Annotated in this window: 21 protein-coding genes and 1 pseudogene; 17 read left to right on the top strand and 5 right to left on the bottom strand. The window is 37.8% G+C overall.

Annotation, left to right across the window (positions count from 1 at the left end):
- Nucleotides 1-8 precede the first annotated feature (8 nt).
- A complete protein-coding gene (locus tag B154_RS0118120) occupies nucleotides 9-3,722 on the bottom strand; it encodes a helicase-related protein (protein WP_018615726.1) in 3,714 nt (1,237 codons plus the stop codon).
- A gap of 292 nt (nucleotides 3,723-4,014) precedes the next feature.
- Here B154_RS0118120 and B154_RS28975 point away from each other — a divergent pair, with 292 nt between their 5' ends.
- From B154_RS28975 to B154_RS0118100, 4 genes are all read left to right on the top strand, one after another.
- On the top strand, nucleotides 4,015-4,449 hold the full coding sequence (locus B154_RS28975) for a LexA family protein (protein ID WP_018615724.1): 435 nt from the start codon (nucleotides 4,015-4,017) through the stop codon (nucleotides 4,447-4,449).
- Nucleotides 4,437-5,696 carry a Y-family DNA polymerase gene (locus B154_RS0118110; RefSeq protein ID WP_018615722.1) on the top strand — a complete coding sequence of 420 codons (1,260 nt, stop codon included), beginning with the start codon at nucleotides 4,437-4,439 and terminating at the stop codon, nucleotides 5,694-5,696. The genes B154_RS28975 and B154_RS0118110 overlap by 13 nt, the downstream gene beginning before the upstream one ends.
- A gap of 73 nt (nucleotides 5,697-5,769) precedes the next feature.
- Nucleotides 5,770-6,201 (top strand): hypothetical protein, encoded by a 432-nt coding sequence (locus B154_RS0118105; RefSeq protein ID WP_157580861.1) that lies wholly within the window; start codon nucleotides 5,770-5,772, stop codon nucleotides 6,199-6,201.
- A 3-nt stretch (nucleotides 6,202-6,204) separates the two neighbouring features.
- Nucleotides 6,205-6,984, top strand: a complete 780-nt coding sequence (locus B154_RS0118100; protein ID WP_018615719.1) for an SOS response-associated peptidase — start codon at nucleotides 6,205-6,207, stop codon at nucleotides 6,982-6,984.
- Nucleotides 6,985-7,050: 66 nt separating this feature from the next.
- Here B154_RS0118100 and B154_RS0118095 read toward each other — a convergent pair whose 3' ends face one another.
- Nucleotides 7,051-7,527, bottom strand: coding sequence for an RES family NAD+ phosphorylase (locus B154_RS0118095; RefSeq protein ID WP_018615717.1), 477 nt, complete (start codon nucleotides 7,525-7,527; stop codon nucleotides 7,051-7,053).
- Nucleotides 7,528-7,540: 13 nt separating this feature from the next.
- Entirely contained in the window at nucleotides 7,541-7,978 is a 438-nt protein-coding gene (locus B154_RS0118090) for an antitoxin Xre-like helix-turn-helix domain-containing protein (RefSeq protein WP_018615715.1), read from the bottom strand.
- A gap of 261 nt (nucleotides 7,979-8,239) precedes the next feature.
- Between B154_RS0118090 and B154_RS0118085 the strand changes: the two genes are divergently transcribed.
- The 5 genes from B154_RS0118085 to B154_RS0118065 all read left to right on the top strand — a co-directional run bounded on the left by B154_RS0118085 (nucleotide 8,240) and on the right by B154_RS0118065 (nucleotide 12,752).
- The gene (locus B154_RS0118085; protein ID WP_018615713.1) at nucleotides 8,240-9,538 is read left to right on the top strand and encodes a hypothetical protein; all 1,299 of its coding nucleotides are present in this window, start codon (nucleotides 8,240-8,242) and stop codon (nucleotides 9,536-9,538) included.
- Nucleotides 9,539-9,549: 11 nt separating this feature from the next.
- Entirely contained in the window at nucleotides 9,550-9,987 is a 438-nt protein-coding gene (locus B154_RS0118080; protein WP_018615712.1) for a hypothetical protein, read from the top strand.
- A gap of 33 nt (nucleotides 9,988-10,020) precedes the next feature.
- On the top strand, nucleotides 10,021-10,752 hold the full coding sequence (locus B154_RS28970) for a ceramidase domain-containing protein (RefSeq protein ID WP_018615711.1): 732 nt from the start codon (nucleotides 10,021-10,023) through the stop codon (nucleotides 10,750-10,752).
- Between the two features lie 151 nt (nucleotides 10,753-10,903).
- On the top strand, nucleotides 10,904-11,467 hold the full coding sequence (locus B154_RS0118070) for a Crp/Fnr family transcriptional regulator (protein WP_018615709.1): 564 nt from the start codon (nucleotides 10,904-10,906) through the stop codon (nucleotides 11,465-11,467).
- 124 nt (nucleotides 11,468-11,591) lie between these two features.
- On the top strand, nucleotides 11,592-12,752 hold the full coding sequence (locus B154_RS0118065) for a hypothetical protein (protein ID WP_018615707.1): 1,161 nt from the start codon (nucleotides 11,592-11,594) through the stop codon (nucleotides 12,750-12,752).
- An 8-nt stretch (nucleotides 12,753-12,760) separates the two neighbouring features.
- On the opposite strand, the gene B154_RS0118060 is transcribed toward B154_RS0118065, so the two are convergent.
- The gene (locus B154_RS0118060) at nucleotides 12,761-12,985 is read right to left on the bottom strand and encodes a hypothetical protein (protein ID WP_018615706.1); all 225 of its coding nucleotides are present in this window, start codon (nucleotides 12,983-12,985) and stop codon (nucleotides 12,761-12,763) included.
- A gap of 141 nt (nucleotides 12,986-13,126) precedes the next feature.
- Here B154_RS0118060 and B154_RS0118055 point away from each other — a divergent pair, with 141 nt between their 5' ends.
- The 3 genes from B154_RS0118055 (at nucleotide 13,127) to B154_RS33945 (ending at nucleotide 14,498) form a co-directional block, all read left to right on the top strand.
- Nucleotides 13,127-13,360, top strand: coding sequence for a helix-turn-helix domain-containing protein (locus tag B154_RS0118055; protein WP_018615705.1), 234 nt, complete (start codon nucleotides 13,127-13,129; stop codon nucleotides 13,358-13,360).
- A gap of 144 nt (nucleotides 13,361-13,504) precedes the next feature.
- A complete protein-coding gene (locus tag B154_RS0118050) occupies nucleotides 13,505-14,197 on the top strand; it encodes a hypothetical protein (protein ID WP_157580859.1) in 693 nt (230 codons plus the stop codon).
- Nucleotides 14,198-14,447: 250 nt separating this feature from the next.
- Nucleotides 14,448-14,498 carry a hypothetical protein gene (locus tag B154_RS33945; RefSeq protein WP_071595309.1) on the top strand — a complete coding sequence of 17 codons (51 nt, stop codon included), beginning with the start codon at nucleotides 14,448-14,450 and terminating at the stop codon, nucleotides 14,496-14,498.
- A gap of 340 nt (nucleotides 14,499-14,838) precedes the next feature.
- Here B154_RS33945 and B154_RS33130 read toward each other — a convergent pair whose 3' ends face one another.
- Complete coding sequence (locus tag B154_RS33130) at nucleotides 14,839-15,057, bottom strand: hypothetical protein (protein ID WP_211217515.1); 219 nt, start codon at nucleotides 15,055-15,057, stop codon at nucleotides 14,839-14,841.
- A 23-nt stretch (nucleotides 15,058-15,080) separates the two neighbouring features.
- On the opposite strand from B154_RS33130, the gene ltrA reads away from it, so the two are divergent.
- The 5 genes and pseudogenes from ltrA (at nucleotide 15,081) to B154_RS0118025 (ending at nucleotide 19,818) form a co-directional block, all read left to right on the top strand.
- Entirely contained in the window at nucleotides 15,081-16,319 is a 1,239-nt protein-coding gene (ltrA, locus tag B154_RS0118040; RefSeq protein WP_245542619.1) for a group II intron reverse transcriptase/maturase, read from the top strand.
- Nucleotides 16,320-16,408: 89 nt separating this feature from the next.
- A pseudogene (locus tag B154_RS33940) lies at nucleotides 16,409-16,510 on the top strand (DUF4134 family protein); the annotation flags it as partial.
- A 71-nt stretch (nucleotides 16,511-16,581) separates the two neighbouring features.
- Nucleotides 16,582-16,923, top strand: coding sequence for a DUF4133 domain-containing protein (locus tag B154_RS0118035; RefSeq protein ID WP_018615698.1), 342 nt, complete (start codon nucleotides 16,582-16,584; stop codon nucleotides 16,921-16,923).
- Nucleotides 16,904-19,372 carry a TraG family conjugative transposon ATPase gene (locus B154_RS0118030; protein WP_018615697.1) on the top strand — a complete coding sequence of 823 codons (2,469 nt, stop codon included), beginning with the start codon at nucleotides 16,904-16,906 and terminating at the stop codon, nucleotides 19,370-19,372. Before B154_RS0118035 ends, B154_RS0118030 begins: the two co-directional genes overlap by 20 nt.
- 38 nt (nucleotides 19,373-19,410) lie before the next feature.
- Complete coding sequence (locus tag B154_RS0118025) at nucleotides 19,411-19,818, top strand: hypothetical protein (protein ID WP_018615696.1); 408 nt, start codon at nucleotides 19,411-19,413, stop codon at nucleotides 19,816-19,818.
- Nucleotides 19,819-19,831: the final 13 nt, after the last annotated feature.

Raw genomic sequence — 19,831 nt, 5'->3', positions numbered from 1 at the left:
CTATTGGTTTAGCTGGTAAATGTTTCAGATAAAATAATATCCGGCTTCTGGGTTATTTCTAATGGCAAGAGTGGTGCATCCAATGCATCTGCATCATCCATTTCGCTGTTGATGCTGGCGTACTTGGCTGCATACTGCATGATGAGGTTTTCTACGGCATGTGCTTTTATATCGCCTTTGTTGTACTTTAGCCGTAGCTTGTTGAGTTCGCTTGACAAATTGGTAATGGTGCCCTTATCCAGCATCAGCAGAATGGTTTCAGCCGCATTTCTAAACTTCTCATCCCTGCTATCGGCACGCAGTTCGCGTATAAACTTTTTAGCTTGGTTGGTTTTTGCATCTGCCGTTTCGCCCGATACAGTTTCTATCGAACTGGAAAATAATTCCTGTTCAAAATGCGCAGTCGCTTTTTCTACATGCTTGTGATGATAATCGGGCAGTGCTTCAGACACTTCATTCACTTTGGCTTCAAACATCTCAGCCGCCTGGATAAATGTCAAGGGTTCAATGGTTACTTTTTTATGCAGTTTATAAAACTCCAGTTTATAAGGCGACTTCATAAATATGAGGCTTCCACCAGTTATCTCCTTGTGTTGTTTACCAGGTTTGCGTCCTGTTCGTGCTTTCAATGGTAACTGCCTAATGCGTTTAAACTCCTTCTCATTCTTTTCCTTAAACTCACGGATGAAGCGGAGGTAAATAAGGCGCTTGTCTTCGTCTTCACCAATGCCCTGGGTGTGGAGCTTTACCTGTTCCAATACCTCTTCTACGGTGTATATCCGGCTATCCTCACCAAAGGCTGTATGGAAACCCTGGAGTTTGATGAATGCATTGTTGTACAGATTAATTAACTGGTCGCTTTGCCGTGAAGGATAGAAGGCATAATTATAAATCACTTCAGCAATACTTCCTATCCTGTTTACCCTGCCTATACGCTGCATCAGCTTGGTAGCATTCCATGGGGTATCGTAGTTGACGATAATGTTTGAGCGATGCAGGTTTACACCTTCTGCCAATACCTCGGTTGAAATGATGACGTCATAGTCGTGATGAAACTCGCCGCTATAATTCGCATCAAAATTCTTCTGAATGATATCAAAAACCGCTTTCCTGTTTTCAGCTGATACCGTCAAGGTTTTCGGGTATTTGAGTTGTTCAGTAAGGTAGATAGCAGTTTCTTTCGATTCGGTAAAGATGACCAGCTTGCCTGTTTTATTGATATCGTGACGGAACAATTCATTTTTTAACAGCTGCTTGAACATATCCAGTTTAGGATCTGCTGTTACAACCTCCCACTGGTCGCATATATGTTCTATATGCTGCAGGTCTGCGTGTAGCAAGTCGAGGAATTCTTCCTGGAAGTCAGCAGGTGAAAAAATCTGGTTCTTGGGGTCTTCTGCAGACAGCTCCAATATCTTTTCTTCAATTTGTTCATCACTCCAGTCCTGGTCCATCAAGGAATTGATATTGGTGCTCGGTGCCACATAAATCTTTCCTTTTTCGAACATGGTGATCATCCGCTGAGTGGATATACGAAAGCGATTAAGCGAATTTTTAAAAGCATAGAAAGAACTCTCCAAACGTTTCACCATTTGGGTCATCATAATCTGTGCTAGTGTCTTGGAAATTCTTTCAGCTTGCGAGTAATACTTGTCTTGTACCTCAGGAAGTAAATACGCTATTGCTTGGTACCTGAAATAGCCTATCTCATCTACCAAGTGAGCAATCGTATCGTAAAACAATTGTTCTAGTTCGGGGCCTAATTCATATTCAACTGCCTTTGGAGGGGCAATATCCGGAAACTTGATACCCTGTGATTCCAGGTCCCGCAAATACGCTGGGTAATTTTTTACATCGGTTCTTGTTCTTCTTACGGTTATCGGCTCAAGCACCTTATCTCTTATGTCTCCATAAATGCCGCGTAAAGCATTTAAATCAGGCCTACCGGTCACTTTAGCTGCAGCCAACACCTCCTTATACCTCCTAATTAATGGAGCAAAAAAGCTTTGCAGGTTGGTAGTAGATAAAGTTGATTTTCTCGCATCCTGAAACAATTGCAACTGGTAGTAAATATCGTCCGGCCTGTTGTTAAGCGGAGTTGCTGAAATAAGTATCACCTTCTTACGATGTCCATATACATTGCCGATAATGCTTCTGGGTGCTTTACAAATCGTTTGAAGATTATCAAACATCAATGATTTGTGGTTACGAAACTTGTGTGCTTCGTCTACCAAAATTAGGTCATAATCTTCTTTGGGCCAATAATCTTCATCGTCTTTCAAAATCTTATGAAGACTTCCGTTGCTAATAAAGCGGGTATGCTTGTCCAAACCAAACTGCCTGAAGGTGGACTTCCAGTTTCTTTCTAATGGTGGCGGATATACAACCAGTATTTTGGTACTTAAACTACCATTAGCAATCAGGAACCGCTTTGCAATCATGCTGGCAATAACAGTCTTTCCTAAACCCACCACATCGGCGAGTATAAAACCGTTATGATCTAAGATCATCTGGTATCCCTGGTTGACTGCATCTACCTGGTAACTCAGCTTTTTAAAATTCTTTGGCAGGTCACCGACCGCATCGGGGTCATAATCTATGTTCTTACCAAAGTATTCAATCAGGAATTTGATATAAATCTCGAACGGTGTAAACAGTTGGCCTATGTGCGACTTATGTTTTATCCTGTCAACGTCTATAGGCAAAATCTCCTCTCCGTCTTCCCACAACTTTTTAAACTCTTGTTCGGCAAAAGCAACATCATTATAGTCCCTTAGCGATACATTAAACTCATAATTTCCTTCGTCTTCTATTCCCAATCCTGCAGCAGTAAGGTTAGACGAACCCGTTATTACTTCACCACCTGAGTATTCATTATAGTTCTGAGGCAGGAAGATGTAAATCTTCGCGTGAAGTTTCTTCGTTTTATGTACCCTTAACTGGATTTTCCTGTCCATAATATCCTCCATGAACTTAAGGATACCATCTTCAACTTCTTTGGTATAAGCGGCCTCCTTAATGTCTTGACGCATCCATCGGATAAACTCATCTCTGGTTTTCTCTGGATCACCGAAGAACATCAGACCTCTTCGTTTCGCTTCAGCACTTATAGAATCTACATTGATGCCTACAAGAATTTTTACCTCGGGTACATTCATAAGATGTTCCCTTATTGCGTAATATCCTGAAGCCCTGAAATATCCAACTACAGCATGGAAAGCATATATAGTGGCGATGTGCTCAAAGGCGCCATTGAACTTCTTTAAGAGGGAGTTTCCGTTATGGTTTGTAAAAAAATTAGTGGTCATATTATTATTGCCGGAAAGTACGGGAAAACCTTCATTTGAAGAAAAGTCTTGAGAAAGAGAAGTGCTTTTATTAGTTAACCGTGTTACTTCACCGGTACTTTCATAAGCAAAAACCAAAGGATCATTATCTATCAGCCGAAGTTTCGCCTTTGCATAACCTTCTGTCTGGTCTTTATGCACTGTAAGTCGTACACCTTCTTCTTCACGTTTAGCCTCTATTACTCCAACTGGATTTTTGTTTACAAAAAGAATATAATCAGCAGGACCAACGTTCGTTTGGTATTCGCGAACGGCAACACCAATATTTGCAGCCGGGTTTATTTGCTTTTTTGATTGTACTAACCAACCCGATGCGTGCAGCATCTTGTCTATCTGGTCGCGGACAAGTTGTTCGGGGTTTCGATTAGCAATCAATGGTCAAACTTAGAATTGCTAATGTAGACTTTTTCCCAATTTGTCCAATCACATATTTATGTGATTTTTCGGCGAAATAGTCATAATGTATGACACTTTTCTTATGAATACCTTCCTTATTGAAATATTAAGCCAATCTCCTCATTCCTTTCTAATGCAACAATTCGATTATCGGAATGGATTAAAATAAGAAGTCTAAAGGCGTGCAGAATGTGGGATAAAAAAATAAAATCTTTCAACATTTGTTCTAGCTATTAGTTTTTAAGATAGTTTTGCTAAAAATATTAGCAAAATGATAGACGAGGCAAGCAAAACGGAAAAGGGCATACCTTATTATAATTTCCGCGTTCCTGCCGGATTTCCGTCGCCTGCAATGGACTATCTCGAAGAAAGAATAGACTTAAATAAAGTTTTTATTAAACATCCTCTTTCGACTTTTCTTATCGATTGTGCCGGAACTTCAATGATTGAGGCATTTATTCCTCCGAAATGCAAACTCATTATAGATAGGTCGCTTACTGCTAAAAACGGAGATATCGTTTTTGCCGTTCTTGCAGGTGAGTTTACGGTTAAATATTTTAAGAAAATAGGAGACAAATGCTGGCTGTGTCCGGCAAACAAAGCCATGAACGATATAGAGATTACAGATGAAATGAATATGCAAATATGGGGTGTTGTTACAACCATTTTAATCACTGCAAATGATTTAAAACAATGTATGCCTTAGTAGATTGTAATAACTTTTATGTGTCATGTGAAAGGCTTTTTAATCCAAAGCTGGAAGGCAGACCTGTGATTGTATTGTCAAATAATGATGGCTGTGCCATTGCCCGCAGTGAAGAAGCGAAGGCTTTGGGAATTGATATGGGTACTCCTGCTTTCATGATTAAAGAAGTCATTGAAAAAAATGAGGTGGCTGTTTTTAGTTCAAATTATACATTGTATGGAGATTTAAGTGACAGGGTTATGAAAACGCTGGAGGGGTTTGTGCCAAGGTTAGAAATTTATTCAATTGATGAGGCTTTTCTTGATATTCACGACCTGCTACACTCCGATCTCCTGACGCTGGGTATGAAGATTAGAAACAGCATTAAGCAGAATATTGGTATACCGGTAAGCGTGGGTATCGCACCTACAAAAACGTTGGCAAAAATGGCTAACAGGTTTGCTAAGAAAAAAAGAAAAGAACTTGGCGTTCACTGGGCAGCAAACGAAAGGCTGACAGAAGAAATGCTTGAATCTACCCAGGTTGAAGATGTATGGGGCATCGGCCATCAATATTCATTGTTTCTAAAGCGAAACGGATTTAAAACTGCCCTGCAATTGAGAAATGCGCCGGACGAATGGATACGAAAGAAAATGACGGTAAAAGGTCAAAGATTACTAAACGAACTAAGAGGCATACCGGCTATCGAATGGGAATTTGAAGCCCAACCCAAAAAAAATATTTGCACGTCGCGATCATTTGGAAAGTTGCAGTCAGAAAAGTCAGAGATTAAGGAAGCGTTGTGTAATTATGCTGCAGCCTGTGCTTTAAAGTTGAGGCAACAGAGTAGTTGCTGTAAAAAGGTAAATGTCTTTGTTCAGACAAACCCGCACAAGACGGAAGACAAGCAATATTCGGGTTCGATCAGCATTCAATTAGAAACTCCCTCGAATAATACAACTGAAATAATTAAATACGCTTCAAAAGGCTTTGATATCATTTTTAAAGAGGGCTACAGTTATTTAAAATGCGGGGTGATCGTGATGGACCTTGTACCAGCAGACCAGGTGCAAGGCTCTTTATTTGCCACCAAAAAAAACAAGGGGAAAATGTTAATGGAAACGATGGATAAGGTCAACCGAGCATTAGGTAAGGAAATTGTCCGATTAGCAGTGCAGGGGTTTGAAAAGAGATACAGGCTGAAAGCAGAACACTTATCTCCCTGCTATACAACAAACATCAACGATATTTTAAAAGTGAGAATATAACATGTTTCAGCCTTTTGAAAAGTTTAAGCATAACTACGTAAACAGATTGATCGAACTAAAAAAATATTTTCTGGTGAGTCAAACTTACATAAGGGCTTTTGATCATTGCGACGAAATATACAAAACGGATATACTTGTCACTGATTATGATGACCCGGGTTTAGCTAAAATTCATTTAAACGCAGTGGCGCATGATAAGTATGCGGCTATTATAGATTTGACGAAAGAAAAACACAGAAAAAAAATTAGAGAGATGTTAGAACCATCTTCTCGCTATGTTGTGTACTGGAGCATTGTAAAAGATGTAAAGGAAATGGAAATGCGCCTGAATAACCGGTATAGTGAGAATATGAGAAGATATATAATTAAGAATACAGGTTGGAGGATTGGAGCTGACGAAACTATTAGGCCATCTTTCCAGGTAACTTTTGGAGAACTTTATATTATCTTGAAGCGGTCAACTCAAACTTTACGTGTTAGATTTGACGAAATTGAAAAAAGTTGACCTATGTGTTATGATATTTCGTTTAAAGTGGAAATAAGCCAATTAGAGGATTATTTTCCTGATTTAATTTTTGATGATCAGATAACTATAAATTTCGATGCGTCTGTTCATGTCATTGGTCACGCCTATGGTGAGCACCCGATAATATATCAAAACCGTGAGGATGGTAAGTTGCACTGCAGACTAATGGAGTGGGGCTGTATTCCCTATTACGTAAAAGATGAGAGCCTCTTTAAAAAGAACAGGCCTACGATGTTAAATGCGCGTAGTGAAAGAATACTTGAGGACACGGGAAGCTATTGGTATAAAATAAGGAACCGGAGATGCTTAATGCCGGTGACCGGAATTTACGAACATAGGGAAGTGAAGGGGTGGAAAAAGAAAGTGCCATATTTAGTAGGATTAAAAGAACAGCCCATGTTTTTTATACCGGGATTATATTCGGTGGCAGAGCTACCCGATAGGGAAACGGGTGAGGCTATTAAACGTTGGAGTTTCACAATAATTACAAGAGCCGCAAATGAAGTAATGAAGATGATTCATAATGGTGGTGAAAATAAATGGCGTATGCCTTTATTTCTTCCGTTGGAGTTGTCAAAAAAATGGGTGGAAGGAGATTTAGCCCCTGAAGATTATAAAGCTATTCTTGATTTTGAAATGCCTTCTGAAGGATTGACTTATCATACGGTTGATACTATCCGGTCATCAAAAATGAGAGCTGATGGGAAAGGAAAGGATGAACATTTTGAATGGGAAAAGCTGCCCGAATTGAGTTTGGAATAAATGGCGATTATAAGTGTTATTTTTAGGAACGATTCATTTGCTGTCTAGAATGGCAAGCACATATTTTTACTGCCTATCCCTGTATCTCTTTAAAATATCTTCAATCCGTTTGTCAGGAATTAGGTCTGTAGTTTCTACTAATTTTATTTTTTTAAAATCAGTATGTTCAGTATTGATTACATAATTGTAACATTCAGGAAGGACTGCCGATGGTACTTTAAGCAGCGATGTTTTACATTCCGCATACCATTTATCTCCCAGCGGCTGACAGAGAGAGTAATCTTTAAAATCTCGCCAACCCTCTTTTAGATCATTTACCGAGATTGACGTTACTGGCAGGTCATCCGGTATTTCAATCACCATTATTTTAAAGTCATGATTAAAGCCAACGCCTTGTCTTCTTATCATGTTTTCTAAAAAGGCCAAAGGAATTGACTCCGCGCAGTAAATTACCTTGTTTCCGGCACCGTTCCATCTTCCTTTAAGGCCCGAAGCAAATAACTGATTACTATAATTTTTGTGGGTGATCCTGAATACTACCATCCATGAGGGTTTTTTATACAGGATAGCCCTGTGCCAGCTTATCCAATTCTTCCATTAGTAGATCAACACCTCCGGGAGTGATAACCCAATCGATAGGAGTTTCCTGTGAATTCCAGAAAGGCTTTTTCATCCAATAATTAAACTCATCAATGTTGCCAAAAATTTCTTCGCCTTTTTCATAAAGGCTTATAAGTTTCAGAAGATGTTCGGCATGTACAGGTTCTAAAGCTTTTTGCTGCTCCTTATAATTGCTTATCGTTCTGGCTGATAGATTTATAATGTTTGCAAGTGATTTTTCCGGCATCTTAATAGCTTCTGCAAAATCATAAAAAATTTTAGTCTTTAGACCTTTTCGGGCGGAGAACACTATTGCATGAAGGCTTCTTAAATCGAGACCTTTAAAACGATTTTTTATAAAAGATTTATTGTTAGCTGAAACGGCTATAGACATGACGATATTATTATACCTTAAAGTTATTGAATATATTCGACTTAAAAAACGAAAATTTTCAATTATTTAAAATAGTAACAGTAGCTGTGGCAGCAAATAGTATGCGGTAATCACATTGTGTGCATTTCTCCTATTGGTAACCGAAGCATGGTATTAAACCAGCCAACATTACCAATACTATGTAGAATGCTTTATTTTCTTGACTTTTATCAATTTGAAATTTACGAAAAACGGTTTTAATTTTAAGGAAATGTTAGACAATTGAAAAGTGTTCTACTTATATCATTTGTAGCAGCTTTTTTTCTTTCATGCCAAAAGAATATTCCGCCTGCTAATTCTAAACGAGGATATATAGAGAACATACAAGCAACTTTAAAAGATAGTTTAACTGCCAGTGATTATGCTAATCTTGATTTTACGAGGTCTGTAAAAACTAAAAAAGATACTCGCACTCTCTTCTTCAAGGTTTCTTTTAAAGGAAGCAAATTTTCAGATGATTTTCTCCTTTTATATACCGACATTTCTGGTAAAATTTTGAATGCCTTAAGAGTTCAACTACACCAAACAGAAACCAGCAGTGGATCAAAATATTTATATAATGGAAAAATTCAAATAAGTTATTTAAATAGAGTAGTCAAGCTGATTTCCGACATTAAAGACGGTTATATAAATGCACTTAATGAACAGCCTTTAGCTCAAAGGGCTTTAGTGGTTCCCCAGGCAAAGCAAGAATATCCTGATATCATAGTGGACTGGTATTATGGCGGTATGCCTTATGCAAATTCATCCGGTTTTTTTGGATTTAATTCGGGCGGACGATCTGTTGGTTATAGTCCTGTTGAGGGCAGAAGATATGATGAGGAAAGTTATGGCTCCAGAACAGATAGAGGAGCAGACGAAGAAGACGAAATGTTAGTAGACTTTGAATTTATTGAAAGTTTAGCTGCAATTGACGTTACCAAGTATGTTAAATGCTTCTCGTCCATTCCTGATCAAGGATCAACTTGTTCTATTGAAATCTTTGCTGATATACCCGTGGACGATAATTCCAATAAATTATTTAATTGGCGAACTCAATCCCCCGGTCATACTTTTTTGCAGATTAAAAAAACAAATGGCAGTCTCTCGGTGATGCAAAATATCGGCTTCTATCCGGTCGAAGGTTGGAAATCGTTATTGACAACAGCGCCCGTGGCAGGAAAATTTGTCGATAACAGTGAACATGAATACAACGCTAGCCTTAAGATGAATCTGTCAGCGGCACAATTGCAAAAAACATTAGATAAAATGGTCGAACTCTCAAGATTTGTAAAGTATGATGTAGACGAATTTAACTGTACTGATTTTGCATTAGATGTTTTTAATGCTACCAGGATTTCAAATGCCTTGGAAATACCTCGATATGATATACCGGGAGGAACTGCTATAAGTGGAACAAATACTCCTCAGGGATTATATAACCAGTTAAAGAGTATGCAACAACAAGGAATTGAAAGCGATAATATAACTATACCTGGTGGCAAAGCTTTCGTTGGTGATGCCACCGGTCCTTGCAATTAACTTAAAATCTTATGAAAATAATAAATGTCCTAACTAACCCTTATACCATTATAATTAGTTTTTTCATTATAATTATTAGCGGTGAACATGTCGGGAACTTTTATATTACTTACCTGCTACTAGCATTACCTCATTTTAGTATTTATGCTATCACAGCTTTAGCGGGTATAGTTCTTATTCTGATAACTTTTCATAGTAAAAAAACTGCCGTTTCCGTATCTGAACCCATATTAAATTTACTGGGAGTTTTACTTATGCTCGCTTCAATATTTACATTTTTTTATACTGACTATGAGCATTATAATTATGGAACATTTTACCAGTTAGTACCCCAAATCACCTTAATTCTGTTTCTCCTAATTGCATTGACAACAATAGTTGCAGCTATTATCAAAATTTATAAAACTGTCGGAAAAAAAAGTTCTAATGGTTTGAATATCTGGAAGTAAGAAATTCGGACATCAGTAACTCTTGAAAAATTGGTGTTTAGAAAACAATATATAATACTACTACTTGGTTCTTTGTGCGTCGTCGCCCTCATAATCTTAGGGCCGGTGCCTCAGGACCAGAATTATCATGATTTTGCAGATCAGAGAAAGTTGTGGAACGTTCCTAATTTCCTAAATGTAGTAACAAACCTTCCTTTCGCTTTAGTTGGATTCTTTGGATTAAAAGGCGCAAAGGACATCAAGGTAAAGGAACTAAGGCATATTTTTTATACCCTTTTTATTGGCTTTATCCTTGTAACACTAGGAAGCGGATACTACCACTGGTTGCCAAAAAATGCTACTTTGGTTTATGATAGGATACCGATTACTATTATTCTGATGTCTTTTTTCGCTTTTATAATTTATAGTTCCATAAACGAAACAATTGGATACAATGCGTTTTGGATATTTAATATGATTGGCGTTATTAGTGTTATCTATTGGATCGTTAGTGAAAAGTTGGGTAAGGGTGATTTGAGGTGGTATGGCATGGTTCAGTTTTTTCCCATAATAGCAATGCCTCTAATTCTGATATTATACAAGCCGCGAATTAAATTCGGGAAGGAAATAACTCTTATTTTTCTGTTCTTTGGTTTCGCTAAGTTTTGTGAAACCTTTGACAAAGAAGTTTACGGTCTGCTCGACAATATTGTTAGCGGGCATTCTCTTAAACACCTGCTGATGGCAGCAGCCGGTTATGAAATAGTAGTAATTACAAGTAAGTAGGTGAGGCGACAAGATGTTCACGGATCACAAAAGTGACCGCAATGAAATTTATTGACATTTGTCAATTTTATTTTGCAAAAACAAGTATTATTTTTATTAGCCATTCGACGACTGCAACTATCCAATCTAATTTTTATCTAAAACAACAGCTATGAAAGAGTTTTTCAACCTACTAAGCTCCATACATGAGTTATCTTTAGGCCTTCAACAAAATTTGTTACAATCACTAAAAACGCAAGACCTGGAGCGAAAAGGTTTTTTGCTCACGGAAGGCGAACTATGCAAAAGCATTTATTACATTGAGAAAGGCTTGTTGCGATGTTTTTATACTACTAACTCTCAAGAAGTATGTTCGTGGTTTATGAAAGAGGGAGATCTAATTATCTCAGTTCCCAGCTTTTTTCCACAAAAACCCTCCTATGAAAGTATTCAGGCCTTAGAGGATTGCAGCCTTTTGTGCTTGGGGTACGATGAACTCCAAAAGATGTATTGGAATTTTTTAGAGTTGAATTTTGTAGCCCGGGTTTTGACGGAAAAGTATTATGTACTGGCCGAGGAACGTCTCTATTCCCTCCGCAAACATAGTGCGCCAGAACGATATGCATTTTTGCGAGAGAAATATCCTGAACTCATACAGAGAGTGCCTTCCAAGTATTTAGCATCCTATTTAGGCATCAGCGAAGAAACCCTTAGCCGTATAAAAAGTAAGATTTGATTTGATGACTTTTATCAATTTGAAATGAATAATACAAGCAATAATTTTACAATGAAGATGACGCATCTACCAATACTAGTTCTCTCTTTCCTAAGGTACAAAGTGGAGATAAATTCAAACACATGTGGAACAGGGAATAGCAAAAATAATAGAGATTGTTGGCGTTACAGTTCATCCCGAAAATGCAGTAAGTCTTGATTTATCTGAACCGGGACTTAAAATGCTTTTAGATTCCGCTTCTTCTGAAATCGAATTCATTAAAAAGTATTTAATAGTTTACCTGTTCAATCCTCGTAGGAAGAGCGAATACGCATCTTTAATTCAAAACTATCAATCCCTCATAATAAAATTACTTGACGACCTCTTTGCGTATCAGCAACAGACCGAGAACCGAGAACTTATTCATCTATATAGCTCCCTCATTAATTCAGTGGGCGATCTCCTTAGCTACATAAAAACTTATTTTTCTCCACATTTTAACCTTGATGCAAAAATTCCTGACAATGAATATTCATATTTAACTAAAGAATTTGAACAACAGTTAAGTGAATTGAAAGTTCGGTTTGAAGGAAGGTCTGAAGACCTGCAATTAATCGAGATCGTCGGTTCCCACTACCAGTTCTTCGAACAAGGATTAAACAAAAAATCTTTCACTTACCGGGATTTGGTCTATAAAAAAGAGTTGTTTAGGCAGCTAAATGATGTAGCGACGAATACAAGTATTCATAAATCTGTAAAACAACTTTTACTCTATCTAAACTTTAATCATATAAGGTTTTTCAAATACCTGATAGACCAGCTACAGGAAGAATACAACATATTAGAAACGCTCGAGGCTAAGCTTGATGTATTGAAGTACCATCGAAAACAATTCAGGCAAATGTTGGATCAGTTCAGCTATGTACTATTTTCTGATCTTATACCCATGAAAGATCAGGTCTTACATTGGATTGAAGAAGAAATTTTTTTTATGGAGAGGCAGATCAAACCTCAAGAATACAGTCCCGAAAAGAATGTCGAGCAAGTTGCAGAGACAAAAATTAATGTAGCTCTATCAGTGGCCCAACTAGCTGTTCTTGTTCGGGTGTTAACTTTAGGAAAGGTTATTACTAACAATAACCAAATGGAGGTCATAAAAATTTTTGCCTCTAATTTCAGAACTTATAGAGCTGAAGATATCTCTTACGGTAGCCTTTATGGAAAGTATTATAAAGCGGAAGCTTCGGCAATAAAAGGGGTAAGAGGTATTCTACTTGAACTAGTGACCCTCACAACCAAAATGTAAGAATAATTTCAGTACTGATGCTGTAACAGATGTAAAAGATTATTCTCTTGTAAATAATCTGCGAGCTCCTTATATAAATGATAAGTAACCCCTTCCCTCTGCAACCATGAAACTGCAGAGAAGGAAAGAATTTCCTCCAAATTCTCGAATCCGTTGATCTCTGCCGTTCTTTTAAATTCTTCTGTGAGAGGAAGTTCGTTTATAGGTTTCTTTAGTAATAAATGATTCTCCATGCGAAAGAATTGAAACTTAGAAAATAAATTTTGCAGATAGATGGAAGGGTAAAAGTACAAAACTTTTCATTGTGGTGTTATTAACCAACAATAATTACAACTAAATCTTTGAATTTTCTCTTTGGCAATAGCAAAGTAGAAATGATCAAAGAAAGTGATAAAATAGCTTTAAAAAAATTAGGGACTCATCTGCGAAAGCTCCGTGAAGATAAAGGATTAACTCTTCGGGAGCTTTCTTCTGCCTGTAACATAGACTATAGCAATATCTTAAAAATTGAGCAGGGTAAAATCAATATTACTTTCACTACAATTCTTGATCTCGCTTCTGCTTTAGAGCTTCATCCTTCAGCTTTACTTACTTACACTATCGACTAGTCCCTAATTGTATTAAGTTTTTTAAAAATTTTTCTATTTGATTTCCAATTAGTTACAGGTGGTCATATGACCGTTAGGACTGTTTTTGTGCATTTTCTGATAGTTTATTTGCAATAAGAGATAACAACAGATAAAACAAATGATATGTTCTCAACAATTTCCTGGAAGATGTATATACAAACGGTTTTTATCATACTGATAATTTACTATGTAGCTCTTTTCTTATTTTATTACAGACAGGAGATCTACCTATTTCTAAAACGTGATCAAAAGTTTGTGGATGATGGCGACTTTGACGCCACTAACGAGCATGAAATTAATTCTGACGATAACAAGGCTTCCCGTGTCGGGGAAGCGGAAGTTGACGAGACAAGTACGGATGAGGATTACACCTTCGATACGTCAACACAATCCGAGAATATTTTTTTAGAAAATACAAATCCGGAAGATGCAATCGGAGGAGGTATAATTACTGAAAGTGAAACGGAAGATAACATCATTCAGGAAAACACTAAGAAAGAGAGCATAGATCAAAAGGGCAAGAATCAAGATGAGATGGTTGGAAAATCTTCTCCGGCAGCATATAGTGTATCAGATCCTTTCACTATTGTTCATGATCTTATTACTGACATAACCGGTGTATTTGAGACAGCACCAAGGCGTTTTTATAAAAAGGAAAGGTTAGTATCTATTCTGCATGCCACGTTATCCCTGTATCCTGTGATAGGCATTGCCTCTTTCCAGGTATTCGTAAATGACTTTATACTTGTGCAGTGCAAAGAAAAATGTCCCTTCATATTAAGCGAGAAGGATATGAAAAAAATATGCTCAAAATGACTGCGAGTCTTCGAATTCTCATTTCAATTGTCATTAGATAGGGATCTGAAAATTGCAACAAAAACCTTAAAAATAAGTATATGGGTAAAGGTAAATTAAAGGATACACTCCTTTATAAAACACTATTGCCAGTAGTTGTCACAACAATTTTGGTTGTAGTAAACTTACAAGTATATGCGCAAGATGCTGCTGCAGGTATTAATCAAGCTAATACGATGGTAAGAAGTTATTACGCGGCGGGACTAGTCTTATGTATGCGGTTGGTGCTATTCTTGGTTTGGTCGGAGCGGTAAAGGTCTAGTGTGCCAAGAATTGATTGCTGCTTGAATAACAGCAATTGAATGCTTCGTAAGAGATGGCGGTAGGCCCGCTGAAAGCGGTTTGCAGGAACAGCTTTCAAACCAACGTATGCGGCTTTGGTTAAGAGCCCTGGTCGTGAGCGATACGTGAAAAGTCGGTATTAAACCGGCAGGTGACTATGCAAAAGGTGACCGCAAGGGAACCATCGATGAGGTATCGAAATATTGTTAGATGATGTCAAAACCGAACTCCTAGACTTAGTTTGGGACAAGCTTGAAGGAAACCTGTTTATTGTTCAAGTGGCATCCGGTATTGAGATGGCACGAGTTGCATAGAGGCTTTTACGAGGAACTTGGGAACCTGTCGCTTAGATGCCAAGGGAGAAATTCAAGCAGAGAACCTGCAAGGATGAGAGTACCAATGCTAAGCACAGGGGCGGACTGACCTGTAGTAGTGACGAAGCCTCTGTAATTGAGGTGGAGCGAAGGGGTCAGCTTATTCAGCGAATTGAATTGAACAACTAAGAAATTAGGAGGATTTAATGCAACAAGCAAAGTCATTTGAGATTTCCAAACAACTTGTTATGGAAGCGTACCAAAGAGTGAAAGCAAACAAAGGCGCAGCGGGAATTGATGATGTATCAATTACTGAATTTGAGAAAAATCTCAAAAGCAATTTGTACAAAATCTGGAACCGAATGAGTTCAGGATGCTATGTGCCTCCAGCCGTGAAATTGGTAGAGATACCAAAAGCAAATGGTGGTACAAGACCTCTGGGTATACCAACTGTTGGAGATCGTGTGGCACAGATGGTTGTAGTTCTAACCATTGAAGGGTTTATTGAACCACACTTTCATGAAGATTCGTATGCGTACCGGAAGAACAAATCTGCACATGATGCAATAGCAAAAGCGAAAGAACGCAGCTATGTATTTCATTGGGTAGTTGATTTGGACATTCGTCAATTCTTCGATACGATAGATCATGATCTTCTCATCAAAGCTTTACAAAAGCATGTTAGATGCAAATGGGCTATGATGTACATCCAACGGTGGTTAAAAGCTCCCTGCCAGATGGCAGATGGTACACAAGTGGAGAGAAACAAAGGTGTTCCTCAAGGTTCTGTAATAGGACCGATATTGTCAAACCTTTTCCTTCACTATGCATTCGATGAATGGATGAAACGTAATCATACGAACATCTCATTTGAAAGATATGCGGATGATATCATCTGTCACTGTGTAAGTCTGAAACAGGCGGAATTTATTAAACGCCAAATTCAGCAGCGATTAGTGGAGTGCAAGTTGGAACTCAACGAGACCAAGACAAAGATTGTTTATTGTAAAAAGAACCATCGCGACATCGAGTATGATTGTATCCAGTTTGATTTTCTTGGTTACACTTTTAGGCCGAGGCGGGCAGTTGATCAAAACAAGGAAGTCTTTATAAATTTCTCTCCAGCAATCAGCAATGCAGCTAAGAAAGAGATTTGGGAAACAGTGAGGAAGTGGAACCGTCATTATTGGGTACAGCTTACACTCGAAGAAATTGCTAAAGAGATTAACCCCATCATTCAAGGGTGGATCAACTACTATGGCAAGCATAACGTGAGGGATTTGAAGGAAGTATTATTCCCGGTAAACATGAAATTGTCTCGTTGGGTTCGTGATAAGTTCAAAGGGTTTAGGAAACACAAGACCAAAGCAGTGTACAGGCTGGGAGATATGGCATTAGCCAATCCTAATTTGTTCGCACATTGGAAATGGGGAGTTAAGCCTACTGCAAGTCCGAAGAATAGAAGACGACCAGTAATGACTGAATAAGAAGAGCCGTATGAGCGGAGACGCTCACGTACGGTGCTGTGAGAGGCTTAAGCTGAAATGCTTTTGCCTACTCGACTCAGAGGTGGGTTTCTGGCGACGAAAACACAAACAAATCCGTCTCCGCATGGTTCGGAGGATGCATTTTTCTAGTCGTCGTAGCGACAGTAATTAAGGTCTTCTTCGGAGTATAGTAGTTCGAAGGTTTGAAGAATGTTGCAACAAGTCGTATTGAAAATTGTACTGTTGATTTTAAAAAAGGAAAATGAGCAATAGTGTATACCAAATAAACAAGGGCATCAACAGGCCAATTGAATTTAAAGGACTAAAGGCACAGTACATATGGTACCTGGCGACAGGCCTGGTGGGGCTATTAATACTATTTGCTATCCTTTATATAATTGGTATTAATCCCTTCATTTGCGTTGGAACTATTTTGATTTTGGGGATCATTCTTATACTTAAAGTATACGCAGCCAGTAACAAATATGGAGAACACGGGATGATGAAAAAACTCGCACATAAGTCAATTCCTAACGCTATCAGGTCAAATTCAAGAAAAACCTTTATGAAATTAAGCTTACACAATGGAAAGATATCTAGATGAACTTCTGCCGATAATGGGTGTAGAACACGATTGTATCCTATCAAAACAAGGAGATATAACTATTGTATTTGAAGTTGAACTGCCTGAGATTTTTACTTTATCGAATCAGGAGTATGAAGCATTTCACCAGGCATGGGTTAAAGCCATTAAAGTTTTACCTAAACTATCAGTTTTTCATAAGCAGGACTGGTTTATTGATAAGAAATATGCCCCCGATTTTCTAAAGTGCAATACCAGCTTTCTTTCTGGTAGCAGTGATCGTTTCTTTAATGAGAGACCTTTTCTAAATCATACTTGTTATATTTTTTTAACGAAAAAACCAGTCGGAAGAAAACTCTCTACATCCCTTTTTTCAAATTTGCTTCGTCCTTCAATTGTACCACCACAAGTTCTAAATGCTCAAATGCTGGAAGATTTTGTAACAGTCGCAGGACAGTTTAAACGTATCATGGAAGACAGCGGATTTGTTACATTGAGAAGACTGACAGATGAACATTTGATTAGTCAAGCGAAAAGAGTAGGTGTTATTGAGAAGTACTGTTTTCTTTCTGACAACGATATTCGGTTGCATACAAAGGATATTGATTTTAAGAATGGTATTAAAATAGGCGACCAGTATGCGCAGTTTTACACCTTGGCAAGCGCTGACGATTTGCCGGCATTATGTGGATCAAGAATAAATTACGATAAGTATTCAACAGATCAAACAAAATTTAGTGTTGGTTTTGCATGTGCCCTGGGACAGCTCTTGCCATGTAATCACATTTATAATCAGTACATTTTTATAGAAAACTACCGACAGGCCATTCGCAAATTTGAAAGTAAACGATTAAAACTTCAATCTCTTTCTGCTTATTCCCGTGAAAATACGCTGGCTCGAGATGCTACTAATGATTTTTTAAATGAGGCGGTCAGCCAACAAAGGTTGCCTGTTAAAGCTCACTTCAATTTATTTGTATGGACAGACAATAAAGATGAGGTAAAGGAAATAAAGAATAAAGTGACTTCTGCTCTCGCACAGATGGATGCATCTGTTAAACAAGAGACAATCGGTGCACCTCAAATCTTTTGGGCTGGTATACCAGGCAATGAAGCTGATTTTCCCATGAATGACACATTCGATACGTTCGCTGAACAAGCTACATGTTTTTTTAACCTCGAAACGAATTATAGATCTTCCCTTAGCCCGACGGGCATACGTCTAGGAGACAGGTTGACAGGTAAGCCTCTGCATGTTGATATAAGTGACGAACCATTGAGAAAAGGAATATGCACCAATAGAAACAAGTTTATTTTAGGTCCTAGTGGTAGCGGAAAATCTTTCTTTACCAATCATATGGTTAGGAGCTATTATGAACAAGGAACGCATATTTTGCTGGTAGACGTTGGACATAGTTATAAGGGTTTGTGTGACATGGTTAACGGATATTATTTTACTTATGATGAAACAAATCCTATAAAGTTCAACCCCTTCTACATTGGAGAAGGAGATAGTCTAGATACGGAAAAGAAAGAAAGCCTGAAAACACTATTACTTGCATTATGGAAAAAGGACGACGAAAGCTTCAACCGGTCAGAATATGTGGCGTTATCTAATGCATTGCAACTTTATTATGAGAAGCTTGCCAAGAATAAACATATTTTCCCATGTTTTAATAGCTTTTATAATTTCCTGAACCACGACTTTGTTCTGATACTGGCTGAGGATCGGGTGAAAGAAAAAGACTTCGATGTAGATAACTTCCTGTATGTCCTGCGACCTTTTTACCAAGGAGGGGAATTTGATTACTTATTAAATGCAACTACAAATCTTGAGTTGCTACAAGAAAGGTTTATTGTGTTTGAACTCGACAATATAAAAGATCATCCAATACTATTTCCTGTAGTAACTATCATAGTTATGGAAGTATTTGTCTCGAAAATGCGCAAGTTAAAGGGCGTTCGTAAGATGATACTTATTGAGGAAGCATGGAAAGCGATTGCAAAGGAAGGGATGGCAGAATACATCAAGTATTTGTTCAAAACAGTTCGAAAGTTTTTTGGGGAAGCCATAGTCGTTACGCAAGAAGTTGAGGACATTATATCGTCTAAAGTAGTAAAGGAAGCAATTATCAACAACAGCGATTGTAAAATTTTGCTCGACCAAAGTAAGTATCAAAACAAGTTTGGGCAAATACAGGAATTACTAGGTTTAACTGAAAAGGAAAAGGCGCTGATATTATCGGTTAATAGAGCAAACGACCCATCAAAAAAATATAAAGAAGTGTTCATCAGCTTAGGTGGAATGTTATCAAAAGTGTATAGGACGGAAGTTAGCCTGGAAGAATATTTAGCATACACAACAGAAGAAACCGAGAAAGTTAAAGTGCTACAATACTCACACAAATATGGAAGCATACAAAAAGGTATTGCAGCACTCGCTGCTAAAGTAAATACACGAGTGATATAAGAAATTTCATAATTCAATCATCATCAAAATTTACAGCCATGAAATGGAAAGACAATCTGCGCAGACTGAAACTGTCATTATTTCTGTCATATAAGAACGCGCTCCAAGAGAAAGCAATGCTAATGTGTATGCCTGGTATATATCGAAGAAATTGGAATGAAGGTAATTGCAGGATTATTGAGAAGGTTATGATAAAAAAAATCAGTGATCTGGGGGATATATATAAGATCATCCAGGTAACATGGAAGGGCAATTGTTTTGATAATACTTTGCTTCATAAACAGAAAGTTGACAAGTGGATAGCTTGTTATGATAATTCGACAAAGCAACTCGAGGAAGTGGGTGGCGGCGAGAGAAAGTGTTCCTTTTTTCCGGAACGTTTACTCTTGTTATTGAGTGGTGCAACTTATAAAAGGATCAAAAGTTTAAACAGTCTTGTTAAGTAATTAAGTAAATGAC

It is taken from the genome of Segetibacter koreensis DSM 18137, from assembly GCF_000374045.1.
GTDB lineage: Bacteria > Bacteroidota > Bacteroidia > Chitinophagales > Chitinophagaceae > Segetibacter > Segetibacter koreensis.
The sequence above is the reverse complement of the archived record's forward strand: the minus strand, read 5'-3'. Positions and strand labels throughout refer to the sequence as shown.

What these genes read in the sequence shown, in the direction of transcription:
- B154_RS0118090 (WP_018615715.1), bottom strand. Translation starts at nt 7,978, where the DNA reads ATGTCTATAGCCGTTTCAGCTAACAATAAATCTTTTATAAAAAATCGT.
- B154_RS0118100 (WP_018615719.1), top strand. Translation starts at nt 6,205, where the DNA reads ATGTGTTATGATATTTCGTTTAAAGTGGAAATAAGCCAATTAGAGGAT.
- B154_RS0118110 (WP_018615722.1), top strand. Translation starts at nt 4,437, where the DNA reads ATGTATGCCTTAGTAGATTGTAATAACTTTTATGTGTCATGTGAAAGG.
- B154_RS0118060 (WP_018615706.1), bottom strand. Translation starts at nt 12,985, where the DNA reads ATGGAGAATCATTTATTACTAAAGAAACCTATAAACGAACTTCCTCTC.
- B154_RS33130 (WP_211217515.1), bottom strand. Translation starts at nt 15,057, where the DNA reads ATGACTTTGCTTGTTGCATTAAATCCTCCTAATTTCTTAGTTGTTCAA.
- B154_RS0118050 (WP_157580859.1), top strand. Translation starts at nt 13,505, where the DNA reads ATGTTCTCAACAATTTCCTGGAAGATGTATATACAAACGGTTTTTATC.
- B154_RS0118035 (WP_018615698.1), top strand. Translation starts at nt 16,582, where the DNA reads ATGAGCAATAGTGTATACCAAATAAACAAGGGCATCAACAGGCCAATT.
- ltrA (WP_245542619.1), top strand. Translation starts at nt 15,081, where the DNA reads ATGGAAGCGTACCAAAGAGTGAAAGCAAACAAAGGCGCAGCGGGAATT.
- B154_RS0118095 (WP_018615717.1), bottom strand. Translation starts at nt 7,527, where the DNA reads ATGGTAGTATTCAGGATCACCCACAAAAATTATAGTAATCAGTTATTT.
- B154_RS0118025 (WP_018615696.1), top strand. Translation starts at nt 19,411, where the DNA reads ATGAAATGGAAAGACAATCTGCGCAGACTGAAACTGTCATTATTTCTG.
- B154_RS0118080 (WP_018615712.1), top strand. Translation starts at nt 9,550, where the DNA reads ATGAAAATAATAAATGTCCTAACTAACCCTTATACCATTATAATTAGT.
- B154_RS0118055 (WP_018615705.1), top strand. Translation starts at nt 13,127, where the DNA reads ATGATCAAAGAAAGTGATAAAATAGCTTTAAAAAAATTAGGGACTCAT.
- B154_RS0118030 (WP_018615697.1), top strand. Translation starts at nt 16,904, where the DNA reads ATGGAAAGATATCTAGATGAACTTCTGCCGATAATGGGTGTAGAACAC.
- B154_RS28975 (WP_018615724.1), top strand. Translation starts at nt 4,015, where the DNA reads ATGATAGACGAGGCAAGCAAAACGGAAAAGGGCATACCTTATTATAAT.
- B154_RS0118070 (WP_018615709.1), top strand. Translation starts at nt 10,904, where the DNA reads ATGAAAGAGTTTTTCAACCTACTAAGCTCCATACATGAGTTATCTTTA.